This is a genomic window from Oscillatoria sp. FACHB-1407 (genome assembly GCF_014697545.1).
GTDB lineage: Bacteria > Cyanobacteriota > Cyanobacteriia > Elainellales > Elainellaceae > FACHB-1407.
In genome coordinates this window covers 66,044-90,292 of the sequence record NZ_JACJSA010000013.1, presented here as the reverse complement: position 1 = coordinate 90,292, position 24,249 = coordinate 66,044, and the positions used below count along the sequence as shown (strand labels likewise).

The window sequence follows — 24,249 nt, the reverse complement described above, 5'->3', positions numbered from 1 at the left end:
TTAGCAAAGGCTCGAAGTTCGCTAAGACTGGGGGGTTTAGGGTTTGAGAGGACTTATGTGTACACCGTAGCCTTTCAAGGGGGACTATAGAGGGTGCTTACAGAGTCTATCAACAGGTTTGGAACATCATCTAATAAGAGCTTCAAAGGTTTATGAAGTGCACAACTGATTTACAAATTGCGCCAGTTTTACTGCTCAGTCCCACGCTCATGCATCCACTACCTGTAATCAGTCGATTCAGCCAGAGTACGCCATTGTTCCGTTTCTTGCTCGACGTAAGCGTTCTTCTGGGCAATGGCTTGAAGGGTGTCTGTGCCGAGAGGCAACCGGAGCGGTGGAGTATCCGCATTCGCGAGTTGGAGCATTGCTTGGGCAAGTTTGATGGGATCTCCCGGTTGTTGATAGCTCAGGTCAGAGGCGAGTTTACGAACTTTACCGACCGTCTCTGCGTAATCGGGAATTTCTATTGCCGTGCGCTGGAGCGAACTACCGTCGAGAAAATTAGTCCGGAAGTATCCTGGCTCGACCACAGTTGCGTGGATGCCCAGAGGAGCTAACTCATCATGGAGAGCTTCGGTAATGCCTTCAACAGCAAACTTGGTTGAGGAGTAGACGCCCCACCCTGGAGCGGAGCGATAGCCCCCAATTGACGATAGGTTAATAATGTGTCCAGAGCGGTGCTGGCGCATACTGGGCAACACAGCGCGGATCACATTCAACAGTCCAAAAACATTTGTGCGATAGACTCGCTCAACCTCTTGAGCACTGGTTTCCTCGATACCGCCCAGTATCCCGAATCCTGCATTGTTGACTAACACATCGATTTGTCCAAAGCGTTCCAGTCCTGCTGCAACTGCCGCTTGCACTTGAGCCTCGTCGGTAACATCCAGGCTCAGCGTCAACACATTCGGGTTTGACTCAAACTGTTGTAAATCGGTCTTTTTGCGAGCGGTCGCAATTAATTGATCTCCTGCTGCCAAAACGGCGATCGCGATTTCGGCTCCAATTCCACGAGAAGCACCTGTAACGAACCATGTCTTCTGAGTCATTTTTCTATCTCCTTTATTGCCTTATCCTTTCATTGCCTTTCTGGCATGGGCTCATCATAGAGTTTGGAGAAAAGGTTCTAAATACATAAACTTTTCAGGTTATTGCCTAATTTTCTCAAACAGCAGAATGGTGCTCAAAAGAATCCCCTATAATAGGCGCAACAAAACAATGGAAGGGATGTCTCACAACCCGCTGCTCAGCGTTGACGAGGATCTGGTATGGTAGACGAATTTCTAAAGCACGAAACCACAATTGATGCTTGTCAGAAACTGGCGGAATTAGTGACTCGCCACACGGATGGCAAGGGGAATGGTATTCATTCAACGGCGATCGCTCAGTTAGAATTTATGCGGGAATCGGTGGCTCCTACTGTCCTCCGCGCTGTGTACGAACCGACGCTTTGCATTATTCTTCAGGGTAGAAAAGAAACTTTACTGGGTAAGGAAACCTATCGCTACAGTGCGGCTCAATACATTGTTGTCACAGTCGATCTGCCGCTTAGTGGAAACATTGTCGAAGCGACACCGGATAAGCCGTATCTCTGCTTTAAGCTCAGCCTGGACGCGACTGGGCTTTGGGATATTATCGACCAACTCCAGCGCGGTTCAGATCAAAAAGAAAGTTTAGTCAGGGGCTTATTCGTGAGCGATGCCAATGCCCCGTTGATTGATTGTGCTACCCGACTCACACGGCTTCTGGACACGCCCCAGGATATTCCATTCCTGGCACCAATGATAATTCGCGAACTCTACTATCGCCTTTTGATGAGCGATCAGAGCGAAGCGGTTTGGCAGATCGCGACCTCTGGCAGTCATATGCAGCGCATTGCAGAGGTGATTAAACAGATCAAAGCTGAGTTTACGGAGCCATTGAGCATGGATGATTTGGCAAAGCAAGCGAGGATGTCTTCTGCAACATTTCATCGGCACTTTAAGGCAGTGACCTCAATGAGCCCGTTGCAATATCAAAAGCAGTTGCGGTTATTGGAAGCCCGTCGTCTGATGCTAGCTGAAGATGTAGATGCAACTTGTGCAGCATATCAGGTGGGTTATGAAAGCCCTTCTCAGTTCAGCCGCGAATATTCCCGCATGTTTGGTGCGCCACCCATAAAGGATATTGAACGTTTACGAGTTGCCTGAGGACTACCTGTTCAGCGATCGCTGAGATTAACGTTAAATTGAGTAGCTTGCTGCATAACAACTCTGTTGCACCGGAACAATCCAAGTTGTCGTTGAGATGTAACATTTGTTGCAACCCAGGAACTAAATCATTCCACTACCAGTCTAGTAGCAAGTTGATGGAGAGGCTCTGCTACAAGTTCATTCTGTGACAATCGTGGCAGAACTGCCCTCACCTTCGCTTGACCCCAACGGCAATTCAATAAAGACTCTCACTGAGCAGTCAGGAAAGACGTTGTGGAACGTGCTGAGTTTGATAGGAGTACCTGCATCATTCGCATTATTGAGATGGTGGCTACAACAGTGGCGGAGCAGCGTTCAGACACGCAAGCTCAGCAGGAGAAGGAGACGGCTCAGAAGAAAGCTCAGCAGGGGAGGGAGATTGCACCAGCTAACCAAAATGAAGATGCACTTCAGAAGATGCACTTCAAAGGTTCACTGACCGCATACTGATAGCAGCTGTGCTGACTTTACCTCTACTAACCTCATGGGTGCTGACCTTAGCAATATCCAAAACTTGACAGAAGAACAATTGAGCGATGCTGTCCTCTGCCAAACCGAGTTACCAAAGGAGTACAGCATACTCTCTAATCGAGATTGAAAGAGATTGTGATGAACTTCCCAAAATCGCCCCATCAACTAATCTTCCCTCTTCTTTTCTTGGGGGGATTTCTGCTTCCTTTGACGGCTTTTCTTCCTGCTCACTCATGGACTGAAGGCTCTGACGCTTCTCTTCTGGCTCAAACTCAACCCCCCAATGCCTTACCTACTGTAGTCTCAACTGGAGATGGGGATACGTTGAGGGTTAGGGATAGAGGACAGGTGATCACCGTGAGAATCGCTTGCACAGATGCTCCAGAGCGTGCCCAGGTTCCGTGGGGTGATAGAGCCGCCGCTCGCCTCAGACAACTCTTGCCACCGGGTCAAGCCGTGCAACTGCGGGTAGTCGATATCGATCGCTACGGGAGAACAGTCGGTGAGGTATTCCTGGGCAATGAGCCTGTGGGAGTGATCCTGGTGCGAGAAGGGTTAGTCGCTGTGTACCGGGATTATCTGAGCGGTTGCCCTGACACCGATGATCTGTACCTGCAAGCAGAAGCCCAGGCAAGGCAGCAGAGACGGGGGCTATGGAGTGAGGCGAACCCTGTCATGCCGTGGGATTTTAGACGACAGCAGGGTGGCAGTACTCCCTCTCCTTCCCCTTCAGTTAGCCCCTCTCCACGCCCTTCTCCACACCCCTCAGTTAGACCTTCTCCCTCTCCCTCCCCTCTCCCGACCATACCCAGACTGGATCTCAATTGCTCTGACTTTAGAACTCAAGCAGAAGCCCAGCGGATATTAGAACGGGATCGCAGTGACCCTCATCGCCTGGATGGCGATCGCGATGGGATAGCCTGTGAAAGCTTACCGTGATCGAGATGGGCAAAACAAAAACACACAAACAGGAGATGCTGTGACTTATAGAACCCATTTGACATCTTTAATAATGGAGGCTGAAGGCATCTACCCCCTTGACTTCAGTTGCTATGGCATATTCGGTGGTGTTCCAGACCTGTGGATTTAAGGCAATTAAAAAAAAGAACACGCGATTAAAGCGGTCAATTGACCGTTGTTGAGCAGTTAGAGAATAGATCAGAACCCATGATGATTGTTTGAGTGGAGGAGGCTGAAATGGATGAAATGGGTCGCTTTGTCGGGTCTAAGAAACGACAGCGTTGGTTGTGGTCTGCGATCGAGCATCGAAGCGGCCAGATGCTAGCTTATGGTTTGGCACCACATGAGGATGACGCTTGAGTAAAGCTCAAAGCGTTATTACAACCGTTTGGGTTAACTCGCTTTTACACGGATGCATGGGGTGCTTATTTACGATTGCTTGACTCACATCACCACACGGTCGGTAAAGCAAACACACAGAAGATTGAACGCAAGCATTTGACGTTGAGGACACGGATAAAGCGGTTAGCGCGTAAGACGATTTGTTTTTCCAAATCGGTTCAGTTACACGACATTGTGATTGGACTGTTTATTAACCGATACGAATTGGTGCGAGTCATTTGACTGATCCACAGGTCTAGAACACTACCGATTGTCAGTTTGTAGTTGAGATTGAATCTGGGCTCCAACTTAAGTTGGAGCCATCCCTCCATTTTGAGATGATTTGATTCATCAATCACTTTATTGAACAGAATTTTCAACTCTGAGTGGACGACTATTCGGGGTTAGTTTTCTATATTGAATTCATGCAAACAACGAATGGCAAACATCATCCATTACTCGTTCTACCTTCAACACATGACCACATTCAAGGTGTACTCAATTCTACTGTGGTGTTGGTCATGTACGGGGATTATCAAGATCCTCGAAGTGCAGACGTTTATCGGTTGATTAAAGCCATTCAACACCACGTTGTTTCACTTGGAGAGGATTTTTTGTGTTTTGTCTTTCGTCATTTTCCACAAAGGCAAATTCATCCCCAGGCTCAACGTGCGGCTGAAGCAGTTGAGGCAGCCACTTTTCAAGGACAATTTTGGCAGATGCACGACCGTCTATTCATCCATCAACGGACGCTAGGCGACGGCTATTTAATCGAGTATGCCAATGATTTAGGACTTGATACCTGCCAATTTCTGCAAGATCTGTGTCAACATGCCCATCTCGATCGCATTCATCAGGACATTGAAAGCGGAATTCAAAGTGGAGTAACTAATACCCCAACGTCGTTTATTAATGGCATTCGCTATTGCGATCGCTGGACTATTGAACGGTTGATGGCAGCTATTGTTACTCCAAATATTCATTAACAGGAATAACCTCATGTCACAATCACTCTGGCTATTTGGTACTCGTCTGAACATCCTTGCCGATCACACAACAACTGGAGGTCAATACGACTTGATCGAAGGCTACTTTCCTCCCGGCACACAAACACCTCCCCATCGCCACACCCGCTATTCCGAACAACTCTATGTATTGGAAGGAGAATTCACAGTCTGGGCAGGGGAAGAAAAGCTTGTGCTGAATGTAGGTGAAAGCTTCCTGATTTCTCCCAGTACACCTCATGTGGTGGCTGTTCCTGGCGATCGCCCTGCTCGTGGATTAGTGGTTGCTGCACCCAGTGGCTTTGCGCGGTTAATTGCAGCAGTCGGAACACTGGATGAAAAAGAAATGCCGAATATGGAATTGTTTGAATCTATTTCTACCGCGATCGGTGATGAAGTTCTGGGTGCGCCTGGAGAGCTACCCATGTATAACGTTTAGGTTTTGAGGACAAAACTCATGAATACAAATTTTATAACTCATGCGATCTGCATGAAAGGAGAATGAGCCATGCCAACAGAGCAAAATTACGATTACATCGTTGTGGGTGCTGGCTCCGCAGGTAGTGCTGTCGCCGCTCGCCTTTCAGAAAATGGTAAGTTCAGAGTTTTACTGGTTGAAGCAGGTAGCCCAGATGACGCACAACCTATTCACATTCCTGCTTTGTATCCCCACCTGTTTCAAACGTCAGATGATTGGGCATACGCGATCGAACCACAAGCGCATTGCAACAACAAACCGGATTACATGCCACGCGGCAAAACGTTCGGTGGTTCAAGCTCAATGAACGGCATGATCTACATGCGTGGCAATCCTGCCGATTATAACCATTGGGAGGAGCTAGGCAACGAGGGTTGGGGTTGGGATGATGTGAAACCGTATTTCCTGAAATCAGAACATAACGAACGGGGTGCATCGGAACATCACGCCGTTGGTGGAGCCATTAACGTTGCTGATTTACGTGATCCAAACCCGTTGGCTCAAGCATTTGTACAAGCATCTGCCGAAGCAGGATTACCGTTCAACGATGACTTTAATGGTGAGTCTCAAGAAGGATTCGGGCTGTATCAGGTGACGCAAAAGAATGGAATGCGTCACAGTTCAGCAGTCGCCTACCTTTATCCTGCACTGGAACGCGAAAACTTTACTGCAATTACGAATGCGCTAGTCTTGCGACTGACATTCAACGGCACACGTTGCACAGGTTTGGTGTATCGCAAAGACAGTCAGGAACATACGGTTTCAGCAAATTGTGAAGTCATCCTATCGGGTGGCGCGATCAATTCACCCCAACTATTGATGCTGTCTGGTATCGGTGATAAAGAAAAGTTGGAAGCATTAGGCATCAATGTTGTGGCACATCTACCGGGTGTGGGGCAAAATTATCAGGATCATGTCTTGGTACCGATCGCAGTTCATTGCACACAACCTATTACAATGGGTGGTGCAGGTTCAGGGCAAGTGTACAGACAATATGTGGAAGAACGCACAGGCTTGTTGACCTCAAACTTAGTGGAGGCAGGCGGACTGGTGAAAGTGAATGCGGCTTCCTCTGCACCTGAATTGCAATATCATTTTGTGCCAGGGTGGTTTGTATTTCATGGGTTGGGCAACCCTCCTGAACCACACGGTTATAGTCTACTACCCGGACTTGTCGGTACAAAAAGCCGAGGATTTCTGGAACTACGTTCTGCTGACCCAACTGAGCCACCCAGGATTGATCCAAATTATCTGTCTGATGAAGCGGAAATGGATGTTTTGGTAGCAGGGGTCAAGTTAGGGCGGCAAATTCTCGCATCGCCTGCATTTGACCAGTATCGGGGCGAAGAATTTCTGCCAGGAAAAGCGGTGCAAAGCGATGAAGACATCAAAGAATTCATCCGCAACAACATCCAGACCATCTATCATCCCGTTGGTACCTGCAAAATGGGCAATGATGCAATGGCAGTGGTGAACGATCGCTTGCAAGTTCACGGAATTCAAGGATTGCGAGTTGCTGATGCCAGCATCATGCCTACCATTATCAACGCCAATACAAACATCCCATGCATCATGATTGGCGAAAAATGTGCAGATATGGTGCTGAATCCAGTTGTTGACGAATCAAATAGCGATCGCCCTGTCCTACATTCAGTTCTGTCGAGAACCTAACACCAGCAGTTGTAGACACAATGGCATAACGTCAGACCCAAAGGATAGACCAATGAACACCGAATACTATGACGACATTATCATCGGCGGCGGCAAAGCTGGCAAAACGTTGGCACCTGCATTAGTCAAAGCCGGACGAAAAACCGCTCTGGTAGAGCGCAGCCAAACCATGATTGGTGGTTCCTGTATCAACGTTGCTTGCATTCCGACCAAAACGATGGTGGCAAGTGCAAATGTAGCCCATTCTGTGCGAAACAGTGCAATTTACGGAATTAACACGAATGATGTCTCTGTTGATTTAGCCGCAGTGATTCAACGAAAGCGATCGATTGTGCAATCGATGCGTCAGATGAACTTGCATAATTTAGAAATGGTGTTGGGACATGAATTGATTGTCGGTACTGGACAATTTGTTGCTGAGAAAACAATCGAAGTAGTAACGGCTGAAGGTGACACTCGTTATCTCACGGCAGAACGGTTCTTCATCAACACAGGGACGCGACCGCTCGTTCCATCCATACCTGGGCTTAGAGAATCTGGTTTTCTGACGAGCGAATCTATCATGGAGTTAGAACAGTTACCAGAGCATTTAATTGTTTTAGGTAGCGGTTACATTGGCTTGGAATTTGCTCAAATGTTTCGACGTTTTGGTTCTCGCGTCACTATAGTTGGGCAAAGTGACCAAATTCTGTCGCAGCAAGACCCAGATATTGCGATCGCCGTTCAAACCCTCCTGGAACGTGAAGGAATTGAATTTTTGCTGAATGCGAAGGTTCTGAGAGTAGATCGCACTGGTCACACAACTGAGCTTCAAATTCAAGTTGCTGATCAGACAATCATCCTTCAAGGGTCACACTTGCTGGTCGCTGTGGGGCGTGCGCCTACGACTGATCGCTTAAATTTAGCGGTTACGGGTGTAGAAACCGATGAGCGTGGATTTATTCGGGTTAATGATCGCTTAGAAACCAACGTGCCAGGAATTTGGGCATTAGGTGATATCAATGGTGGGCCACAATTTACCCATGTGTCGCTGGACGATTACCGCATTGTCAAAGCCAATCTAATCGATGGAGGTAATCGCAGCACACGCGGACGGCTAATTTCTTCCAGTCTGTTCATTGATCCAGAATTAGCTCATGTAGGTCTAACTGAAAGCGAAGCAAGGCAACAGGGCTATAACATTCGAGTTGCAAAACTGGATGTGTCTGCCGTTCCCAGAGCACGGACATTAGGACAAACTGATGGCGTGATGAAGGCGATCGTCGATGCTGAAACAGGTTATATTTTAGGATGTTCCCTGTTCTGTCACGCAGCAGGTGAAATCATTTCAACTGTGCAAATGGTGATGCAAGCAAAGATGCCTTACACCGTTTTACGAGATGGCATTTTAGCTCATCCCACAATGACAGAAGGACTAAATCTGCTGTTTGCAAAGGTGTGAGGTGACAAGCATAAACACCTCACAGTCTAATCACTCAAAGGTGGAACAATTTTTCATGGAAATTAGCACTCTGGCTGATGATCCGAGCGCACTGCCACTCCCTGTCACAGAAGTAGACATTCTGATGGCGCGATCGCCCCTGCTTCCCAATACGGTCTAACCATTCTTCCTCCCGGCTCCCAGTGTTGCGAACACAAAGTTCGGCAATGTAGGGGGTTTGGGGGCTTCACCCCTTTCAAAACTTATTTTTTGCTGTACTAGCCATACCTAAGAGTTGGCATAACTACTTCAATACGCACTTGAATATTGTTTCCGCCGATGCTGACATCTCTGATAGAACACCCATGATCTCTCGACGCTGATCCTTCCAGGTCAAGTTAAAGTTAAAGTCAGCCACGTCTTGCCGTTGAGCCAGGTTGCAAAAGCTCAGGCAAAATTATTCTCAAACCCTGGCTCACCTGACCTGCAATAACCTATACAAGTGCCTTGCCAATGATTCAGCCTCAAACGATTACAATCCTAGCTATTGGGTCAACTGGAGACCTTTATCCTTACTGTGCATTGGCGTTAGGCTTGCAGCAAGCGGGATATTCCGTCAAAGTTGCGACAAATACTAACTTTGAGGCTTTTGTCCGGAACCTGGGCCTGGATTTTGCTGCGATCGCCGGAGATTTTCAAGCCCTCCTTCAATCAGAAGCAGGATTAGAACTGTTGCAAGGAAAAACAGTCAAACTGATTGAGGATGATTTGTTAAAACAGCAAATGAATGATGCGCTGAATGCCGCTCAAGGCACAGAGGTATTCATTTTTAATCATCTTGCTATTTGGGGATATCACATTGCTGAGCGACTAGAAGTACCCAGTCTTCTGGCTTCAACTGTTCCATTGAGTGCCACTCGACAATTTCCTTTTCTGCAATTTAGCAACCATGCAAACCCTAATGCCTTGGAAGGCTGTCTCAATTATGCAAGCTATATTCTGGTGGAGTTTTTAACTACCTGGCAAAGTTATGAAATCATCAATAGCATCAGGCAAGAATGGGATCTGCCACCCTTACCACGACTGGGGGCTCGGTTTAGAAAGGAAAAACCTCGTTATCTTTCTCCACTACCAATCCTGACTGGAGTTAGCCCCTCGATTCTCAGCCCGCCAGCAGACTGGGAAAGTTCAGTTCATGTAACGGGGGCATGGTTTCTCGATCGCGTCGATCACTACGAACCTCCAGCGGCTCTGACTGAGTTTCTAGAAGCTGGAGAAACACCAATTTGTGTTGGCTTTGGCAGTATGACTGAACCGAATCCAGAAACAGTAACCCAAATTGTGTTTGAAGCGATAACACAGGCAAAGCAACGCGCGATCATTCTTTCGGGTTGGAGTGGACTGGGCAAAACAGAAATCCCAGACCTGTTGAAGGACAAGGTTTTTGTGATTGATTCCGTACCGCATAGTTGGTTGTTTACCAAGGTAAAAGCCGTTGTACATCATGGCGGTTCGGGTACGACGGCTGCTGTTTGTCGCGCTGGGCTTCCTTCAGTGGTTGTTCCCTTTTTTGCGGATCAGCTAGGATGGGCTAAACTTCTGCATCAGCTTGGTGTTAGCCCAGACCCCATTCCAAGAAAAGAATTAGCCGTTGAATCCCTTGCTGCTGCAATTACAATGGCTACAAACCATTCATCAATGCAACAAAAAGCAGCACAACTGGGGATGAAAATTAGAAGTGAGAATGGCGTAGAACAAGCTGTTTCAATCATTTCTCAACTCTTACAGAAGTAGTCTAAACCGCTTTTGAACTGCTTTCAAGCCAAAGCAGGCACTACTCATTGTTCTTATCTTTGTTTGAGTCAAACGGTTGCAAGTGTCAGTTTTCCTAAAACTTGTAAAACACTTTTTCAGTAAGTTCTACTTAGTTTCGGATTGTTTCCAATGCTTCATTTCTTCATCAATGAAGTAGTTAACTAAATCCTGATACATCTTCTCGATTACATCAGCATCTAATCCTTCCTCTTCTGCCCAGCCTCGACGTTGCCGCAACATTGCTTGCAAGCGTTCCGGTGCTCTAACTGTCGTTTCACTCGTCTTAAATTTAGAGGCAGCTTTGACATAGGCAAAACGCTGACCCAGGAGCGCAACAACTTGACGGTCTAACCGATCGATTTCGGCTCGAATGTCCACCATACTCTCACATTGATTGGGTGTCTTCATAGGTTTGCAAAACATTCTGTTAAGTTACAAGTTCACTCTGTTAGAAGATTCCTCATTTCTTATTCAACGGCATCATGATACCTGATGGTTTAATCTAAATCTGGCACCCAAGAGGCAGAAGCATGATCTTTATCTTTGAGGAAAGGCTATCCGAATCATCTTTTGTAGAAACAATCTGGCAGACGCAAAGTGAGAATGCGGGTTCTTTTATCTCTCGTGCTGTAAGCCACTGGGAAATCGTCGTGACGAAACAGGATGGTAAGATGACGCTAACGCTGCGAGGACCAGAGACACAGGCAACACTTGCTCCCTGCCCTGCAAACGCCGAGTTTTTGGGTATCCAGTTTAAGCTGGCACCTTTATGCCTCATCTGCCTGTCAGTAGCCTGGTAGATAGCGCGACAACCCTACCAGCCGCAACGAGTCAATCTTACTATGTCGCTCATGGCGGCAACAGCCCTGCCATCAATTATCACAATGTCAATCCGACTCAGCAATATGCACTGGATGTAGTCAAGCTAAACGCTTTAGGAACCAGAGCCAATGGACTTTATCCGCGATCGCTAACAAACTATGCCATCTGGGGAGAACCACTCTACAGCCCTTGCAATGGCACGATCCGTGAGACAAGAAATGATTTGCCTGATCTGATTCCGCCGCAAACTGATTCTCAAAATCCTGCGGGCAATCATATTTTGATTCAATGCCGGGGGGCTGATATTTTGATGGCTCATCTTCAACGTGGCAGCCTCATGGTTCAAACCGGAGAGACAGTTAAGGTTGGACAGGCGATCGCCAAAGTTGGTAACTCTGGCAATACTAGCGAACCCCATCTACACATTCATGCTCGCAGAGAAAATACAGGTCCGTCACTTTTAGAGGGCGAAGGAATACCGATCACATTTGATGGCAGGTTTTTGGTGAGAAATAGTTTATTCGTAGGCAAACCTGCTTCTGAAAATTCTCATGTTTCGAGTTAGTTTTGATGATTTATAGTGGGGCGATCGCCCCCTCATCCTCTTGACTCTCCAGCCCACTAGAGAGTTTAGGATGAAAGCATGACATTGGTGAGGTCGCTATGCTAGCCCAGGAAGAGTTAAAACGGATTGGTTCAGTTGCTAAAGAAAGCGGACTGCCGATCAAGACAATTCGCTACTACGATGAGTTAGGGTTGCTCAAAACCTTTGGCAGAACAGAGGGCAACTATCGGCTATTTAGCCTGGATGTATTTGGTCGCTTACGATTCATCAAACGTGCTCAAGGTTTAGGTTTGAGCCTGTTAGAAATCAAAGAGTTTCTAGAAGTGCATGATCAAGGTGATTTACCGTGTGAGCATATCAAAGTGAAATTAGAGGACAAGCTTGCTCAGATCGAGCAGCAGATTCAACAATTACAGATTCTCAAACAGGAGTTGAACGGGCTTCTATCTGGTTGGGAAGCCTTCCCCGAACATCCTGAAGAAACAATTTGTCCGATTATTGAACGAGTTTAGAATAAATCCTTACTTCTAACAAAAGTACCAGCTCATGAGATTTTTCATAGAACTCATGGGCTATTTTCTATTGAATTAGCATCATGCATGGATGAGGCTTGATTCAGCAGTCAGAAAATTTTGACTAGGAGGCTTGACTCTCCAGCCAGCTAGAGATTTTAGGATAACGACAAGAGTAAGAAACGTGAGTGAAACTTTATCAACACGCTCAACAGTTTCCATTGTCATTCATTAAAGAGAGTCTTTACTCTCTGTTACTCCTCAAAGTTTCCTTTTATCAAATTACATCTGGAGATTAAGAATGAATCACATAGTAACTGCGATCGCCATCGTTGCCACATTATCCATTGTTCAAGGCTGCACACAACTTGATCAAGTGAAGGAGGAACCCAAAGTGACGACAACAACACATTCGAATGTAGCCCACGTAGAAGAAACCGATCACAGTCATCCCGCCACTCATACAGACAGTCATGGTGAACATGGAGATGATCATGCAAACACATCTACATCAACTCAAGCAAAGCTCACAACCACAGGTGTAATTACCCCGAATACTCCAACTACACTTCAGATTGAGGTGCAGGATCAGGATGGAAATGCGATCGCTCAGTTCGATCAATTTCAGGAACAGATCATGCATCTGATTGCAGTCAGCGATGATTTACAAGTCTTTCAACATCTCCATCCCATTTACAAAGGCAACGGACGATTTGAGGTTGAAACCCAGTTTCCCCAAGCTGGTAATTACACCTTATTTAGTGATTACCAACCGACAGGGCAAGCAGAGCAAGTCTCCGTTTTGAAAACCCAAATAGAGGGAGATAATCCTGCTGCTGCTCAGATAGATTTGAGTTACACCAAAACCTTTGGTCAGACAACAGTTAGCTTTGCCCCTACCGCAGCAACCATCAAAACAGGTGAAGAGGTAATTTTACAATTTGACTTGCAGGACACGGCGAGTAATCAACCAATCACTGATTTACAACCTTATCTGGGTGAAAAGGGACATCTGGTTATTGTGCGTCAGTCCACTTCGTTAACCAGAGACAATTACATTCATGCCCATGCAGTGCATGATACACCCGGCAATCAAGTCCACTTCGCAACCCGTTTTCCTCAGCCCGGAAGATACAAACTGTGGGGACAGTTTAACCGCAATGGTGAAATTATTACGGCTGATTTTTGGGTAGAGGTGGTTCCGTAGCCTGACTACTCGCAGGGGAGTATTTTGTGACGAAATTTCATCCTCATTTTATATTTACCTGCGATACTGCTTCTCAACTTTTGTTAAGACCCTACTCCATACCTTTATCGCTGCCCCAGGAAATGCCGATGGTTCTCACTCTGAAACGCTCTAATCTACTGGCGAGAGATCGCGTCGCTGGAACGTGTCTTAGCTTACTGTTATTGACAACTTCAGCCGAAGTATTGGCTCATACAGGACATGGAGATGAGTTCCACCAAAACCAATCGGCTCAACCCTCGGGGGCGATCGAGGTCGATAATGCAACCGCAGACCGAATCGGGCTGAAAATAGAACCTGTCACTCGTCAAGCCCTGGCATTTGGCGTGCAGGCAACTGGGCAAATTGAGGCTTCTCCAAGTCTCAGAGTAGAGGTCACAAATCCCGTTGGCGGAACGGTGGTCAGACTACTGGTGGAACCAGGAGATACCGTCACAGCAGGACAACCTCTGGCCGTGATTACAAGTGGTGAACTGGCAGAACTGCGCGTTACAGCGTTAGAAAATTCCGCAGAGCGACAGGGCGATGTGCAGCAGGCTCAAGCCAATTTACGGTTAGCCCAACAGACTTACGAACGCCAGCGGCAAATTGCCCAGACTGCCATTAATCAGGCAAGAACAGAATTAAGAGTCGCGCAAGAGCAGTACGATCGCGATCAAGAACTCACAGAACAGGGAGCTATCCCCAGGCGAGAATTCTTAGAATCAGAAGCTCATCTGGCATCAGCACGGCAAGCCCTAACTGCCGCAGAAAGCCAGTTAGACGTGCTGGAAGCTCGAACCGAAGTAGAGCGTGCCCAAACGGCTGTGCAAGTGGCTCAATCTCGCGCTCAGCTCAGTGCAGGCACCTACAGGACTCGATTGCAACAATTGGGTGCAGAGGCAAACCCAGACGGCACGATTACTATCAAAGCTCCAATCGCAGGAACAATTGCCGATCGCGAAGTCACACTAGGGCAGTCGGCAGAAGATGCAGGGGCAACCTTGATGACGATCGTGGACGATCGCACCGTCCTCGCAACTGCCAACATTTACGAAAAAGATTTGAGCCAGGTTTCTCAAGGTCAACGAGTGCGGGTCACGGTATCAAGCCTTCCCGATCAAATCTTTGAAGGACGGATTATCACCATTGGATCGGTGGTGGAAGGAGAAAATCGAGTCGTACCCGTCCGAGCAGAATTAGACAATGCAGATGGAACACTGAAGCCAGGGATGTTTGCGGAGTTAGAGGTACTCACCGATCGCACCCCAGAACCCGTTGTTGTGATTCCTCAGTCAGCACTGGTTGAGGCAAACGGTCAGCAACTTGTGTTTGTCCAAAATGGCAACAGCTTCCAGCCTGTCGAGGTCGTACTGGGTCGGCAAGCAGGGAATTTAATTGAAGTGCAAAGTGGGTTATTTGAGGGCGATCGCATCGTCACCCAACGCGCCAATCAACTCTACGCTCAATCCTTACGGGGTGGGGGAGCCTCTGAGGAAGCTGAACCAGAGGTCACGCAAGCCAGTGTCGCCGGGGGAGCATTGCCCTGGTGGGTTGTCATTCCGGCAGGCGGATTACTGGCGATCGCTACCTTTGCGGCTGGAGCTTTCTGGTCAAATCGGCGGAATCAGAGACACCTGACATCAGCGATTACTGCCCTGGAACATCTAGAAGATTCTCAGAATGGGCATCATGCAACCCTAGGCAACCAGTCTACCCTGATACATTCAGCAGACCCACACCACCGAGATGCGGAAGTCCCTACACCCCCGCACCAGCACCATTAAACCGCCTTCTATTCACCCATCAATTATTTGAGAGGAATCAACCTGTGAAATTCAGCCAATCTCTTGCGATCGCCCTTATCAGCCTGGGATTCCTTCTGGGAGCGTGTGCTAGCGGTGGAGACCAAACAACCAGGTCAGAAAGCCCTGTTGCATCTCCAGAGGCATCTCCTGCTGCTGCATCTCCCGCCAGCCCTGCAACAACGGCTCAAGCGGATACGGCTCACGATACCAGCGTCTCAGAAGGTGGGCAGGTTGTTGAAGCAGGTCCATATCATCTGGAACTGGTCACTCTCAAAGAAGCAAGTGGCGTACACCTCGACTTCTACTTACAGAAAGGAGATACCCACGAAGCGATTCCAGATGCAACGGTAACGGGTCAAATTCAGCTACCCGATGGAACACAGAAGACGGTTGAATTTGAATACGACGCTGCCGGAGAACACTACGTCGCTACCTTGCCCGATACTGCTGCCGGAGAGTACAACGTTGCCATTTTGACGGATATCAAGGGTGAGAAGGTCAACGGGCGATTCAACTTCAGTCAGTAGTCATTAAAAATTAAACTGTTATGCTCAATGCCATTATCAAATGGGCGATCGCACGTCGCTGGCTCGTCATCTTAGGCGCGATGGTATTAACGATTTGGATCGTTCGCACCGTGACGCAGATGCCGCTGGATGTGTTTCCCAGCTTTGCTCCACCCCAGGTGGAAATTCAAACGGAAGCCCCGGGTTTGGCTCCAGAAGAAGTGGAATCCCTGGTGACGTTGCCGATCGAAAGCGCGATTAATGGCACTCCTGGCGTGACGGATGTTCGCTCTGCTTCTGCGGCTGGAATTTCGGTTGTTAAGGTGATTTTCACCTGGGATACCGACATTTACCAGGCACGCCAACTTGTAACGGAGCGATTACAGCAGGCTCAGGACAAGATCCCTGAGAACGTTGAAACACCTCAAATTTCTCCGATCACATCCCCGATTAGCACGGTGATGATGGTTGCCTTCAGAGTGGACGAGACGGCACCAGCAGCATCTCGTACCTCTTTAATGGAACTGCGCCGTATTGCCGATTGGCAAATTACGAATCGATTACTGGCGGTTCCGGGCGTGTCTCAGGTGGTGGTCTATGGCGGAGAAGTCCAGCAGTATCAGGTGTTGGTTGATCCGCAAAAGCTCCAGGCGTTTGATGTGTCGTTGCAGGACGTGACAGAAGCCGTTGAAGCCGCAAATGTTAATGCACCGGGAGGTTTCCTGGTTACCCCAGACAAAGAAACCCTGATCCGCGGCATTGGGCGGTTAGAAACGATTGATGACTTGCAGCAATCCGTGATTACGGCTCGCAATGGGACACCGATTCGCCTGTCCGATGTGGCAACGGTGCAGATTGGGGCAGCCCTCCAGCGAGGCGATAGCAGCCTGAATGGACAACCTGCTGTTGTGGTCATGGTGAACAAACAGCCCCTTGCCGACACACCCACTGTCGCGCATGGGATTGAGTCTGCCATGCAAGAGATTCAAGCAGGATTACCGGAAGATATTCAAGTCGATATCACCTTCAGTCAGGACAAATACATTGATGCATCCATTGAAAATGTTCGAGCCGCATTGATTGAAGGCAGCATTATTGTTGCCTTAATTCTGATTCCCTTCTTAATGAACTGGCGCAACTTGCTGGTGTGTCTGGTAGCACTGCCGCTGTCTTTATTGATTGGAGTGTTAGCCCTCAACTGGTTAGGCCAGGGACTCAATACCATGACGCTCGGTGGACTCGCCGTGGCGATCGGGTCTGCTGTCGATGATGCGATCGTCGATGCCGAAAACGTCTACCGGGCTTTACGAGAAAATAAGTATTCTGCCCATCCTCGTCCCGTCTTAGAGGTAGTGCTGGAGGGCTGTCAGGAAGTTCGGGACTCGGTGTTTGGAGCCACGATTATTACCGTCGTGGTCTTCTCGCCTGTGTTTGCATTGGGTGGTGTAGAGGGCAGCATTTTCATCCCAATGGGCTTGGGTTACATGGTGGCGGTACTGGCATCGAGCGTCACGGCACTGACCGTTACCCCTGCCCTATGCGCGATCCTGCTACCACACGGACACTTACCCGAAACGGAACCCTGGGTTGCTCGGTTCTTCAAAGGTTTGTATCAACCCATCCTGGATTTTTCGTTGCGTCGCTCTCGACTCATTCTGGCGATCGCCGCTTCAACCCTCGTCGCTGCCCTGATTATCGTGCCGTCGCTCGGACGGGAGTTCCTGCCAGAATTCCAGGAAGAAAATCTGGTGAATACCTTAATGCTCTATCCTGGCTCATCTCTAGAAGCGACCAATAGTGCTGGGTTTGCCATTCAAGATGCCCTCAAGGATGATCCTCGCTTTCGCTATGTGCAGTTGCGTTCCGGTCGTGCCCCTGGAGACAGTGATGCGGCGGCGGTGAATACCGCTCACCTGGATGTGGATTTAAGTGAAGAAGGACTGAAAGACCGCGAGGGCAGTATTGAGAAACTGCGAGAAGAGTTTGCCAAATTGCCGGGAGTGGCTCCTAATATCGGCGGATTTATCTCTCACCGAATGGATGAGGTGCTTTCGGGCGTGCGGAGTGCGATCGCTGTGAAAATCTTCGGTCCCGATTTGGAGCAACTGCGCTCTCTGGGGCAGGAAGTGGAAGCGATCATGCAAACCGTTGAAGGTGTTGTTGATCTGCAACTGGAACCCCAAATTCCCATCGAGCAAATTCAAATTCAGTTCGATCGGGCTGCGGCAGGTCGTTATGGATTAACCGTGGGTGAACTGTCGAACACGATTGAGACGGCTCTCAATGGCAGAGTTGTCTCTCAGGTTTTGGAGCAGCAACAAACCTTTGACCTGGTGGTGTGGTTAGAACCGGAAGCGAGAAACAATCTCGATACGATCGGTAATTTACTGATTGACACCCCTACAGGGCAGAAAATTCCTTTAGCGCAGGTCGCGCAAATTCGCACCGGGACAGGCCCGAATACGATTAACCGGGAAAATGTGTCCCGCTTGATCGTGGTTGCCGCTAATGCAGATGGGCGGGACGTGCGATCGGTGGTCAATGAAATCCGCTCGAAAGTAGCAGAGCAAGTTCAGTTTCCGGCGGGATACTTTCCCCAATACGGTGGGCAGTTTGAGGCAGAAGAACGGGCGACACAAAATATTCTGGTGTTTAGCGCGATCGCCTTCGTGGTCATCACCGTGATCATGTATCTCTCCGTTAAATCCGTCGCTTCCACTGCCATGATCATGATCAACCTGCCTCTGGCGTTAGTGGGTGGAGTGTTTTCCGTTGCATTAACAGGCGGAGTCATTTCGGTTGCTTCGCTGGTGGGATTTGTCACCTTGTTTGGTGTGGCAACGCGAAATGGGCTGCTGTTAGTCGATAACTACAACACCAAATTTGCTCAGGGAGTCCCGCTTCGACAAGCGTTGGTTAAAGGGTCAATGGAGCGGCTCAACGCCATTCTCATGACTGCCTTTACCTCTGCATTAGGATTATTGCCTCTCGTCATCTCAGGCGGCCCCGGAAAAGAAATTTTACAGCCTCTGTCGATCGTCGTTCTGGGTGGTCTGTTCACCTCCACCGCCTTAACGCTGATGGTGCTACCCGCCCTCTATGCCCGATTCGGTAAACTGTTAATGCCCAAGTCCAATCCATCGCAGTCTGTTCAACCCGCTTTCTCAGAAGAAATCACATCCCATGCGCGTTCTATTGGTTGAAGATGAACCTGATCTGGGAGCAGCACTGGAGCGATCGCTCAAGCGCGAAAAATATGTTGTGGATTGGGTGAAGGATGGCACAGAAGCGTGGCAATTCCTGGAGAACGGCTGGAACCAGTACACCGTTGCCATCTTTGACTGGCTCCTACCGGGATTATCTGGAATTGAACTGTGCCAACGCCTCCGAGCCAAGCAAAGTCCCCTTCCAGTCCTGATGCTCACCGCTCGCGATCGCATGGAAGATCGGGTCAAAGGGCTGGATGCCGGAGCCGATGATTATTTAATCAAACCCTTCGGCATGGCAGAACTGTTGGCACGACTGCGGGCATTGCAGCGGCGATCGCTGCAAATCCAACCGCCCCAGCTACAGGTGGGCAACCTCCTGCTGGACTATGGAACCTCAACCGTTGCAATTACGACCTCCACCGGAAAACTCCAAAATATTCCCCTCACTACCAAAGAATTCCAACTACTGGAATACTTTATGCAGCACCCCAACCAGATTCTTTCGCGTGACCAGATTATTAGCCGAATCTGGCAAGCAGAAGCAGACTTTAACAGTAATGTAGTTGCGGCTCAAATGCGGTTACTGCGGCGAAAATTAACTGAGTATGGCTACGATCACCTGATTGAAACCGTTTACGGCATGGGCTATAAGCTCAACACCTATGAAACATAGCCCATGAAGCATAACAAGGTTTTCCATACCACTCGACTGCGTTTAGCAGGGCTGTATGCCGGGACGATGGGATTTATTCTCACGCTGTGTGCCGTCGGTTTCTACGAAGTAATGGCCCATAGCCACGTCTCTGAGTTAGATCACCGCATTGAGTCGGTCGCTGGCACATTGCACGATGGGCTGGAAGCTTCATTGCAGCAACCGGGTAAGCTAGAACCGATCGTGCAAAAGTTTATTCCATCGCTTTGTGTTGCTGGAACAACTTGTACCTACAAATCCACCGCCGTTCACTATTTAGGAGTCTTTCAAGAACACGGTTATTACATTCGCTTTGTTGCCCTATCGGGGCAGTTGTTAGCCAGTGCAGGGGAAATCACAACAGACCTACCTGTGCGTGTTGAAACAGAACCCTGGCAAACTTTAGAAGCCCCTGATGGAACTCGTTATAAGCAACTTTCTCTACTGCTGAAAACGGCTAACCAAGATGCCTGGGGATATATGCAGGTGGGGCGATCGCTCTCTGACATTGATGGACACATGGTTTGGGTCAGATTGATTCTACTGATTGGCTTGCCTACTGCCATGCTGCTTGTAGTGATTGCCAGTTGGTGGATTGCTGGACAAGCCATGAAACCTGTGTACAGTTCCTATCGCCAAATGCAGCAGTTTACCGCCGATGCAGCCCATGAACTTCGCACACCACTAGCCGCAATTCAGGCTAATTTAGAATCGACGCTGACCCCAGAGGCGACCGATGCAGATGCCTGGGATACACTGCGTACAGTTGAACGCCAAAACAACCGCTTATCCCGACTGGTTCACGATCTGCTACTGCTCTCGCGGATGGATTTACAGGGATTTTCTGCCAAACAGGAGTCTTGTAATCTGCATGATTTAGTAAATGATTTAGTCGAAGAGTTTTCGGCACTCGCGCTTGCTTCAAATATTGCACTCACCGCAGACATTCAGACAAACACACCAATTACAGTATTGGGCAGTGAGGAGCAACTCTATCGCTTAGTTGCCAATCTCATCACGAATGCGATTCAATACACTTCCAGTGGTGGTAAGGTCATCGTTCACCTCAAGCGAGACGATCATCATGCACTGATTCAGGTGCAAGATACTGGAATCGGGATTCCCTCCCAAGAGCAAGCGCGGATCTTCGACCGCTTCTATCGTGTGAATAGCGATCGCTCCCGCCATACGGGAGGAGCAGGATTAGGGTTAGCCATTGCCCAGGCGATCGCTCAAGCGCATCGTGGAACCATTCGAGTCGAAAGCCAGCTAACCAACGGAAGTACATTTACCGTTCAACTCCCTTTGAAGTGAGGTAGAAGATACAACGGTTTCAAATTAGCTCGGTGCAATTTACTTAGGGAATAAAAAGTGCGTTTTTCCGCAAATCTTTTCCCTAAGTCAGCGATCGCATGAGTTAATCTTTGGGCAACGGTTCTCTTAGTGCAACTCGTCGTAAATAGGGGTGGGAATTCGGGGTGCAGGGGTGGAACCCCTGGCTGGGAGCAAAGCCCCCATACCCCCCTGGTTTTATTTCCAAACCCTATCTGTGAATCACAGTACTTAGGGCTTGTAAATAAATAAGTTCATGCTTTTTTGGGGATTTGGGTTCGAGGATGAAGAATGTAATTCCAGTGGGGACAAATCCTGTGATGAGTGAGTTTGAGTGCCGCCATTTCCTCGTCTGAAACTTTGACTTTAGTTGGATAACGGCTCGTATCGCAATCAGTATATTGGCATTTTTGAGGTTATTGATGGTCGAGTTGTTTCGATACGGGAGTACTTCAATCCCTTGCTTTTGCCTGGAGCATCTCGATGAATTTTAGGTAGAGATAGACTTTGAACGAGTATTGGATTGACACAACCCATGACAAAGAGCATGAATACTCAGCTGAATCAATGGTTCCAAGCGGCTTGGGTCATCCACGACTTCCTGCATTTGTTGCTCCAACAACAGCATCGTTAACCCGTGCATCGTTGACCAAAACACTGAAAAGATTGCCTTAGAATTGCCCGGTTGAATAATTCCTTGCTCTTGTCCGCGTAAGATGATGTTGCACAGTATCAAACCACATTGATCCGCAGATGACTCCAGGTCAGGGTAAGCCGATCGCGTCAACATTAACCCACTAAACATCTCACGCATCAAAGCCGGATGTTTCAAGCCAAACTGCACATAGGCACGGGCGATCGCCAGCAGTTGAGATTCTACATCCTCTGATGTTTGCTCTAGAACCGCTTGCAGTTCAGCCGTCAACCGCTGAAATCCATCCTGAGCGATCGCCACCAGAAGTGCCTGTTTATCCTCAAAATGGCGATAAGGGGCTGCCTCACTCACGCCTGCTTTACGGGCAACTTTCCGCAGGTTTAGCCCACTAATCCCCTCGTCTGCCAGAACTTCTAGCCCTGCCTGCACCAGCGCATTCCGCAAATCACCATGATGATACCGCTGGGGCGATCGCTCTGCCTCGACAGACGATTGGGCAGCTTGATCCTTGGAGTTTTTCGACATACACCATCAAAAAATCAATCGTAATCCTGCTTGACAGGCCGGTGTTAACGTTGTTAACTTTGATCGAAGAAGGATGTTAACGCTATTAACATAGCAAGTTCAGCATTTACCTGCAAGTTTGAAATGACGAGAAACAGGAGTTGAGGTACTGGTTACACATTCCCAAACTCAAGAGGTTCAAACAGTGATAAACACAATCAATCGAAACAATGCAACTGGGCTTGTGGCTAATGTGGCTAATATTGTCCTTTTCGTTAGCCTGGCAGTTCTTGGAAATATAGCTATCTATGTGTTTGGGTGGAGTCAAGAGGGTGATGTCATCAAAGTTGATCTGGAAACTCAACAAACAAAGCTATGAAACTTCTCAAATTCAAGATTCTACGCCGATCGCTGTGGGCAGCTTTAGGGCTTGTAGTTGCCCTTGTGGGGTTTGGTCTGCTGCAATTGATTGAACCCGTCAGCATTGCTCCGATCGCCCAGGGACAAACTCCACAGTTTACTGGACGTGCACTGCTAGTTGCTTCCGATGCAGATATGGTCGCAACCGCTTATGCCGATGCAAAACTCGATCGCGTTGCTGGCATCGAAGATACGCTCACAACCATTGCCTTACCACTCAATCCTGAACGCCCAACTATTTCACCGATCCAGGTTTCCAACTCGGTGATGTCATGGCCTCAAATTATTGCAGTCTCACCCAATGGAAATTTTGCCTATGTAGCAGAGGTGCGATCGCGCCCAGCAGACGGCATTCAGGAATTCAGCACGATCGATGAAATGCCAGAGGGTGAAAGCATCACTGTCGTGGATATCAGCGATCTTCAGCAACCGAGAATTGTACAAACTGTGGACGTTGGCAGAAATCCAAAACATCTAAGTATCAGCCCAAATGGTGAACTGTTAGCGATCAATTTGGAAGAGGAAGGACGAGAACTGGTTATTGCCCAGATTCAGCCCGACGGAAGATTGGGAAGGATGGAAGGGTTTGCGATCGCCCAAGATTTCCCTCGCTCAAATATTCCAGAAGCCGCAGTTTGGCACCCTTCAGGGAATTTCATTGCTGTCACCACAACCAACGATGAAATGGTAGGCGAATTGATTGCTTCTGTTGTTTTCTATCAAGTTGTGCAATCAGGGCAAACAGTTGAAATTCAACCCTACGATCGCCCTTTACCTGTGGGCAATCGTCTCAGTCATGCCCGGTTCACGGCAGATGGACGATTTTTGCTAGTGCCTGATTTGAAATGGCGGATGTATGGTGTACGCGAGTTGAATTTTTTAGCGAATCCTAAAGGTGAAATGATCGCGATTCGCTTTGAACCTGAAACGAATAGACCTCTGGAAGTTGTCTCTAGAGCCGAAGTTGGACTCAGCCCCGAAGGATTTGCCCTCAACCCTGATAACACGTTGATTGCAACAGTGAATATGCGTCGCACCTACTTCAGTCCCAATTTTCCTCCGGCTTGGCGTGGTAAGCCTTACAGTTCGCTGTCACTGGTGCGGTTCAATCCTCAAACAGGTCAACTTACAACGATTGAAGAGTATGGCTTTGAAGGATTATTGCCAGAACAAGCTACTTTTGATGCAACTGGAAAATCTCTCGCTGTTGTTGTCTATAACTATCGTGAACAAAGCCCACGTACAGGTGCGGTTGAGTTTTGGAATGTGGTTTCAGGCAGCCAACCCAGATTGGAGCGAACTGGCTTTCAACTGGATGTGGTTCGGGGTGCCCATGATATTGTTCTGGTTCCATAGTTCTTTGATACGAGAAATAATGTTTACGCGTGCGAAGCCGTTCTCCTTTTGGGGTAATTGCCGATTTCCATCATGCAGCAACTCGTCTGATCGCGTTTGTTGTTCTACAGACCGCCAGAGCCCATCTCAGATGAGGGTCTGATACCCTTGCCCTCCAAAGATTTCCCTCAATCGCTCCTTCAGTTCGGGTTCTAGTCGGATACTCGTGACCTG

Annotated in this window: 21 protein-coding genes and 1 pseudogene; 19 read left to right on the top strand and 3 right to left on the bottom strand. The window is 48.3% G+C overall.

Annotated elements, in window-relative coordinates; translation table 11 throughout:
• Positions 1–218: 218 nt before the first annotated feature.
• A complete protein-coding gene (locus H6G89_RS20725; RefSeq protein ID WP_190509928.1) occupies positions 219–1,049 on the bottom strand; it encodes an oxidoreductase in 831 nt (276 codons plus the stop codon).
• A gap of 219 nt (positions 1,050–1,268) precedes the next feature.
• On the opposite strand from H6G89_RS20725, the gene H6G89_RS20720 reads away from it, so the two are divergent.
• The 9 genes and pseudogenes from H6G89_RS20720 (at position 1,269) to H6G89_RS20675 (ending at position 10,410) form a co-directional block, all read left to right on the top strand.
• Entirely contained in the window at positions 1,269–2,189 is a 921-nt protein-coding gene (locus tag H6G89_RS20720) for an AraC family transcriptional regulator (protein ID WP_190509926.1), read from the top strand.
• A 276-nt stretch (positions 2,190–2,465) separates the two neighbouring features.
• Entirely contained in the window at positions 2,466–2,681 is a 216-nt protein-coding gene (locus H6G89_RS20715) for a hypothetical protein (RefSeq protein ID WP_190509924.1), read from the top strand.
• A gap of 228 nt (positions 2,682–2,909) precedes the next feature.
• Positions 2,910–3,641 (top strand): thermonuclease family protein, encoded by a 732-nt coding sequence (locus H6G89_RS20710; protein WP_199336843.1) that lies wholly within the window; start codon positions 2,910–2,912, stop codon positions 3,639–3,641.
• A gap of 243 nt (positions 3,642–3,884) precedes the next feature.
• Positions 3,885–4,286: pseudogene (locus tag H6G89_RS35155) on the top strand (IS1 family transposase); the annotation flags it as partial.
• Between the two features lie 182 nt (positions 4,287–4,468).
• Positions 4,469–5,029, top strand: a complete 561-nt coding sequence (locus H6G89_RS20695) for a DsbA family protein (RefSeq protein ID WP_190509918.1) — start codon at positions 4,469–4,471, stop codon at positions 5,027–5,029.
• A 13-nt stretch (positions 5,030–5,042) separates the two neighbouring features.
• The gene (locus H6G89_RS20690; protein WP_190509916.1) at positions 5,043–5,486 is read left to right on the top strand and encodes a cupin domain-containing protein; all 444 of its coding nucleotides are present in this window, start codon (positions 5,043–5,045) and stop codon (positions 5,484–5,486) included.
• A gap of 69 nt (positions 5,487–5,555) precedes the next feature.
• Positions 5,556–7,196, top strand: a complete 1,641-nt coding sequence (locus tag H6G89_RS20685) for a GMC family oxidoreductase (protein WP_190509914.1) — start codon at positions 5,556–5,558, stop codon at positions 7,194–7,196.
• A gap of 52 nt (positions 7,197–7,248) precedes the next feature.
• A complete protein-coding gene (locus H6G89_RS20680; protein ID WP_190509912.1) occupies positions 7,249–8,637 on the top strand; it encodes a mercuric reductase in 1,389 nt (462 codons plus the stop codon).
• Positions 8,638–9,129: 492 nt separating this feature from the next.
• Entirely contained in the window at positions 9,130–10,410 is a 1,281-nt protein-coding gene (locus H6G89_RS20675; protein WP_190509910.1) for a glycosyltransferase, read from the top strand.
• Positions 10,411–10,536: 126 nt separating this feature from the next.
• Here the strand turns inward: H6G89_RS20675 and H6G89_RS20670 are convergent, their stop codons facing one another.
• A complete protein-coding gene (locus H6G89_RS20670; protein ID WP_190509908.1) occupies positions 10,537–10,839 on the bottom strand; it encodes an isochorismate lyase in 303 nt (100 codons plus the stop codon).
• 122 nt (positions 10,840–10,961) lie between these two features.
• On the opposite strand from H6G89_RS20670, the gene H6G89_RS20665 reads away from it, so the two are divergent.
• From H6G89_RS20665 to rppB, 9 genes are all read left to right on the top strand, one after another.
• Complete coding sequence (locus H6G89_RS20665; RefSeq protein ID WP_190509905.1) at positions 10,962–11,231, top strand: hypothetical protein; 270 nt, start codon at positions 10,962–10,964, stop codon at positions 11,229–11,231.
• Positions 11,201–11,818 carry a M23 family metallopeptidase gene (locus H6G89_RS20660; protein WP_190509903.1) on the top strand — a complete coding sequence of 206 codons (618 nt, stop codon included), beginning with the start codon at positions 11,201–11,203 and terminating at the stop codon, positions 11,816–11,818. Before H6G89_RS20665 ends, H6G89_RS20660 begins: the two co-directional genes overlap by 31 nt.
• A 98-nt stretch (positions 11,819–11,916) precedes the next feature.
• On the top strand, positions 11,917–12,330 hold the full coding sequence (locus H6G89_RS20655) for a MerR family DNA-binding protein (protein ID WP_190509901.1): 414 nt from the start codon (positions 11,917–11,919) through the stop codon (positions 12,328–12,330).
• A gap of 301 nt (positions 12,331–12,631) precedes the next feature.
• Positions 12,632–13,537 carry a hypothetical protein gene (locus tag H6G89_RS20650; RefSeq protein ID WP_190509899.1) on the top strand — a complete coding sequence of 302 codons (906 nt, stop codon included), beginning with the start codon at positions 12,632–12,634 and terminating at the stop codon, positions 13,535–13,537.
• A gap of 128 nt (positions 13,538–13,665) precedes the next feature.
• Positions 13,666–15,342: an efflux RND transporter periplasmic adaptor subunit gene (locus H6G89_RS20645; RefSeq protein ID WP_190509897.1), complete on the top strand. Its 1,677-nt coding sequence runs from the start codon at positions 13,666–13,668 to the stop codon at positions 15,340–15,342.
• 44 nt (positions 15,343–15,386) lie between these two features.
• The gene (locus tag H6G89_RS20640; RefSeq protein ID WP_190509894.1) at positions 15,387–15,890 is read left to right on the top strand and encodes a hypothetical protein; all 504 of its coding nucleotides are present in this window, start codon (positions 15,387–15,389) and stop codon (positions 15,888–15,890) included.
• Between the two features lie 20 nt (positions 15,891–15,910).
• Complete coding sequence (locus H6G89_RS20635) at positions 15,911–19,072, top strand: efflux RND transporter permease subunit (RefSeq protein ID WP_190509892.1); 3,162 nt, start codon at positions 15,911–15,913, stop codon at positions 19,070–19,072.
• Entirely contained in the window at positions 19,053–19,751 is a 699-nt protein-coding gene (gene rppA / locus H6G89_RS20630; RefSeq protein WP_190509890.1) for a two-component system response regulator RppA, read from the top strand. Before H6G89_RS20635 ends, rppA begins: the two co-directional genes overlap by 20 nt.
• Positions 19,752–19,754: 3 nt before the next feature.
• On the top strand, positions 19,755–21,083 hold the full coding sequence (gene rppB, locus H6G89_RS20625) for a two-component system sensor histidine kinase RppB (protein WP_190509888.1): 1,329 nt from the start codon (positions 19,755–19,757) through the stop codon (positions 21,081–21,083).
• 508 nt (positions 21,084–21,591) lie between these two features.
• Here rppB and H6G89_RS20615 read toward each other — a convergent pair.
• Complete coding sequence (locus tag H6G89_RS20615) at positions 21,592–22,281, bottom strand: TetR/AcrR family transcriptional regulator (protein ID WP_190509886.1); 690 nt, start codon at positions 22,279–22,281, stop codon at positions 21,592–21,594.
• A gap of 354 nt (positions 22,282–22,635) precedes the next feature.
• Here H6G89_RS20615 and H6G89_RS20610 point away from each other — a divergent pair, with 354 nt between their 5' ends.
• Positions 22,636–24,036: a beta-propeller fold lactonase family protein gene (locus H6G89_RS20610; protein WP_190509884.1), complete on the top strand. Its 1,401-nt coding sequence runs from the start codon at positions 22,636–22,638 to the stop codon at positions 24,034–24,036.
• The last annotated feature ends 213 nt before the right edge of the window (positions 24,037–24,249 follow it).

Coding starts and splice junctions, on each gene's coding strand:
- H6G89_RS20725 (WP_190509928.1), bottom strand. CDS start 1,049: ATGACTCAGAAGACATGGTTCGTTACAGGTGCTTCTCGTGGAATTGGA.
- H6G89_RS20720 (WP_190509926.1), top strand. CDS start 1,269: ATGGTAGACGAATTTCTAAAGCACGAAACCACAATTGATGCTTGTCAG.
- H6G89_RS20695 (WP_190509918.1), top strand. CDS start 4,469: ATGCAAACAACGAATGGCAAACATCATCCATTACTCGTTCTACCTTCA.
- H6G89_RS20690 (WP_190509916.1), top strand. CDS start 5,043: ATGTCACAATCACTCTGGCTATTTGGTACTCGTCTGAACATCCTTGCC.
- H6G89_RS20685 (WP_190509914.1), top strand. CDS start 5,556: ATGCCAACAGAGCAAAATTACGATTACATCGTTGTGGGTGCTGGCTCC.
- H6G89_RS20680 (WP_190509912.1), top strand. CDS start 7,249: ATGAACACCGAATACTATGACGACATTATCATCGGCGGCGGCAAAGCT.
- H6G89_RS20675 (WP_190509910.1), top strand. CDS start 9,130: ATGATTCAGCCTCAAACGATTACAATCCTAGCTATTGGGTCAACTGGA.
- H6G89_RS20670 (WP_190509908.1), bottom strand. CDS start 10,839: ATGAAGACACCCAATCAATGTGAGAGTATGGTGGACATTCGAGCCGAA.
- H6G89_RS20665 (WP_190509905.1), top strand. CDS start 10,962: ATGATCTTTATCTTTGAGGAAAGGCTATCCGAATCATCTTTTGTAGAA.
- H6G89_RS20660 (WP_190509903.1), top strand. CDS start 11,201: ATGCCTCATCTGCCTGTCAGTAGCCTGGTAGATAGCGCGACAACCCTA.
- H6G89_RS20655 (WP_190509901.1), top strand. CDS start 11,917: ATGCTAGCCCAGGAAGAGTTAAAACGGATTGGTTCAGTTGCTAAAGAA.
- H6G89_RS20650 (WP_190509899.1), top strand. CDS start 12,632: ATGAATCACATAGTAACTGCGATCGCCATCGTTGCCACATTATCCATT.
- H6G89_RS20645 (WP_190509897.1), top strand. CDS start 13,666: ATGGTTCTCACTCTGAAACGCTCTAATCTACTGGCGAGAGATCGCGTC.
- H6G89_RS20635 (WP_190509892.1), top strand. CDS start 15,911: ATGCTCAATGCCATTATCAAATGGGCGATCGCACGTCGCTGGCTCGTC.
- rppA (WP_190509890.1), top strand. CDS start 19,053: ATGCGCGTTCTATTGGTTGAAGATGAACCTGATCTGGGAGCAGCACTG.
- rppB (WP_190509888.1), top strand. CDS start 19,755: ATGAAGCATAACAAGGTTTTCCATACCACTCGACTGCGTTTAGCAGGG.
- H6G89_RS20615 (WP_190509886.1), bottom strand. CDS start 22,281: ATGTCGAAAAACTCCAAGGATCAAGCTGCCCAATCGTCTGTCGAGGCA.
- H6G89_RS20610 (WP_190509884.1), top strand. CDS start 22,636: ATGAAACTTCTCAAATTCAAGATTCTACGCCGATCGCTGTGGGCAGCT.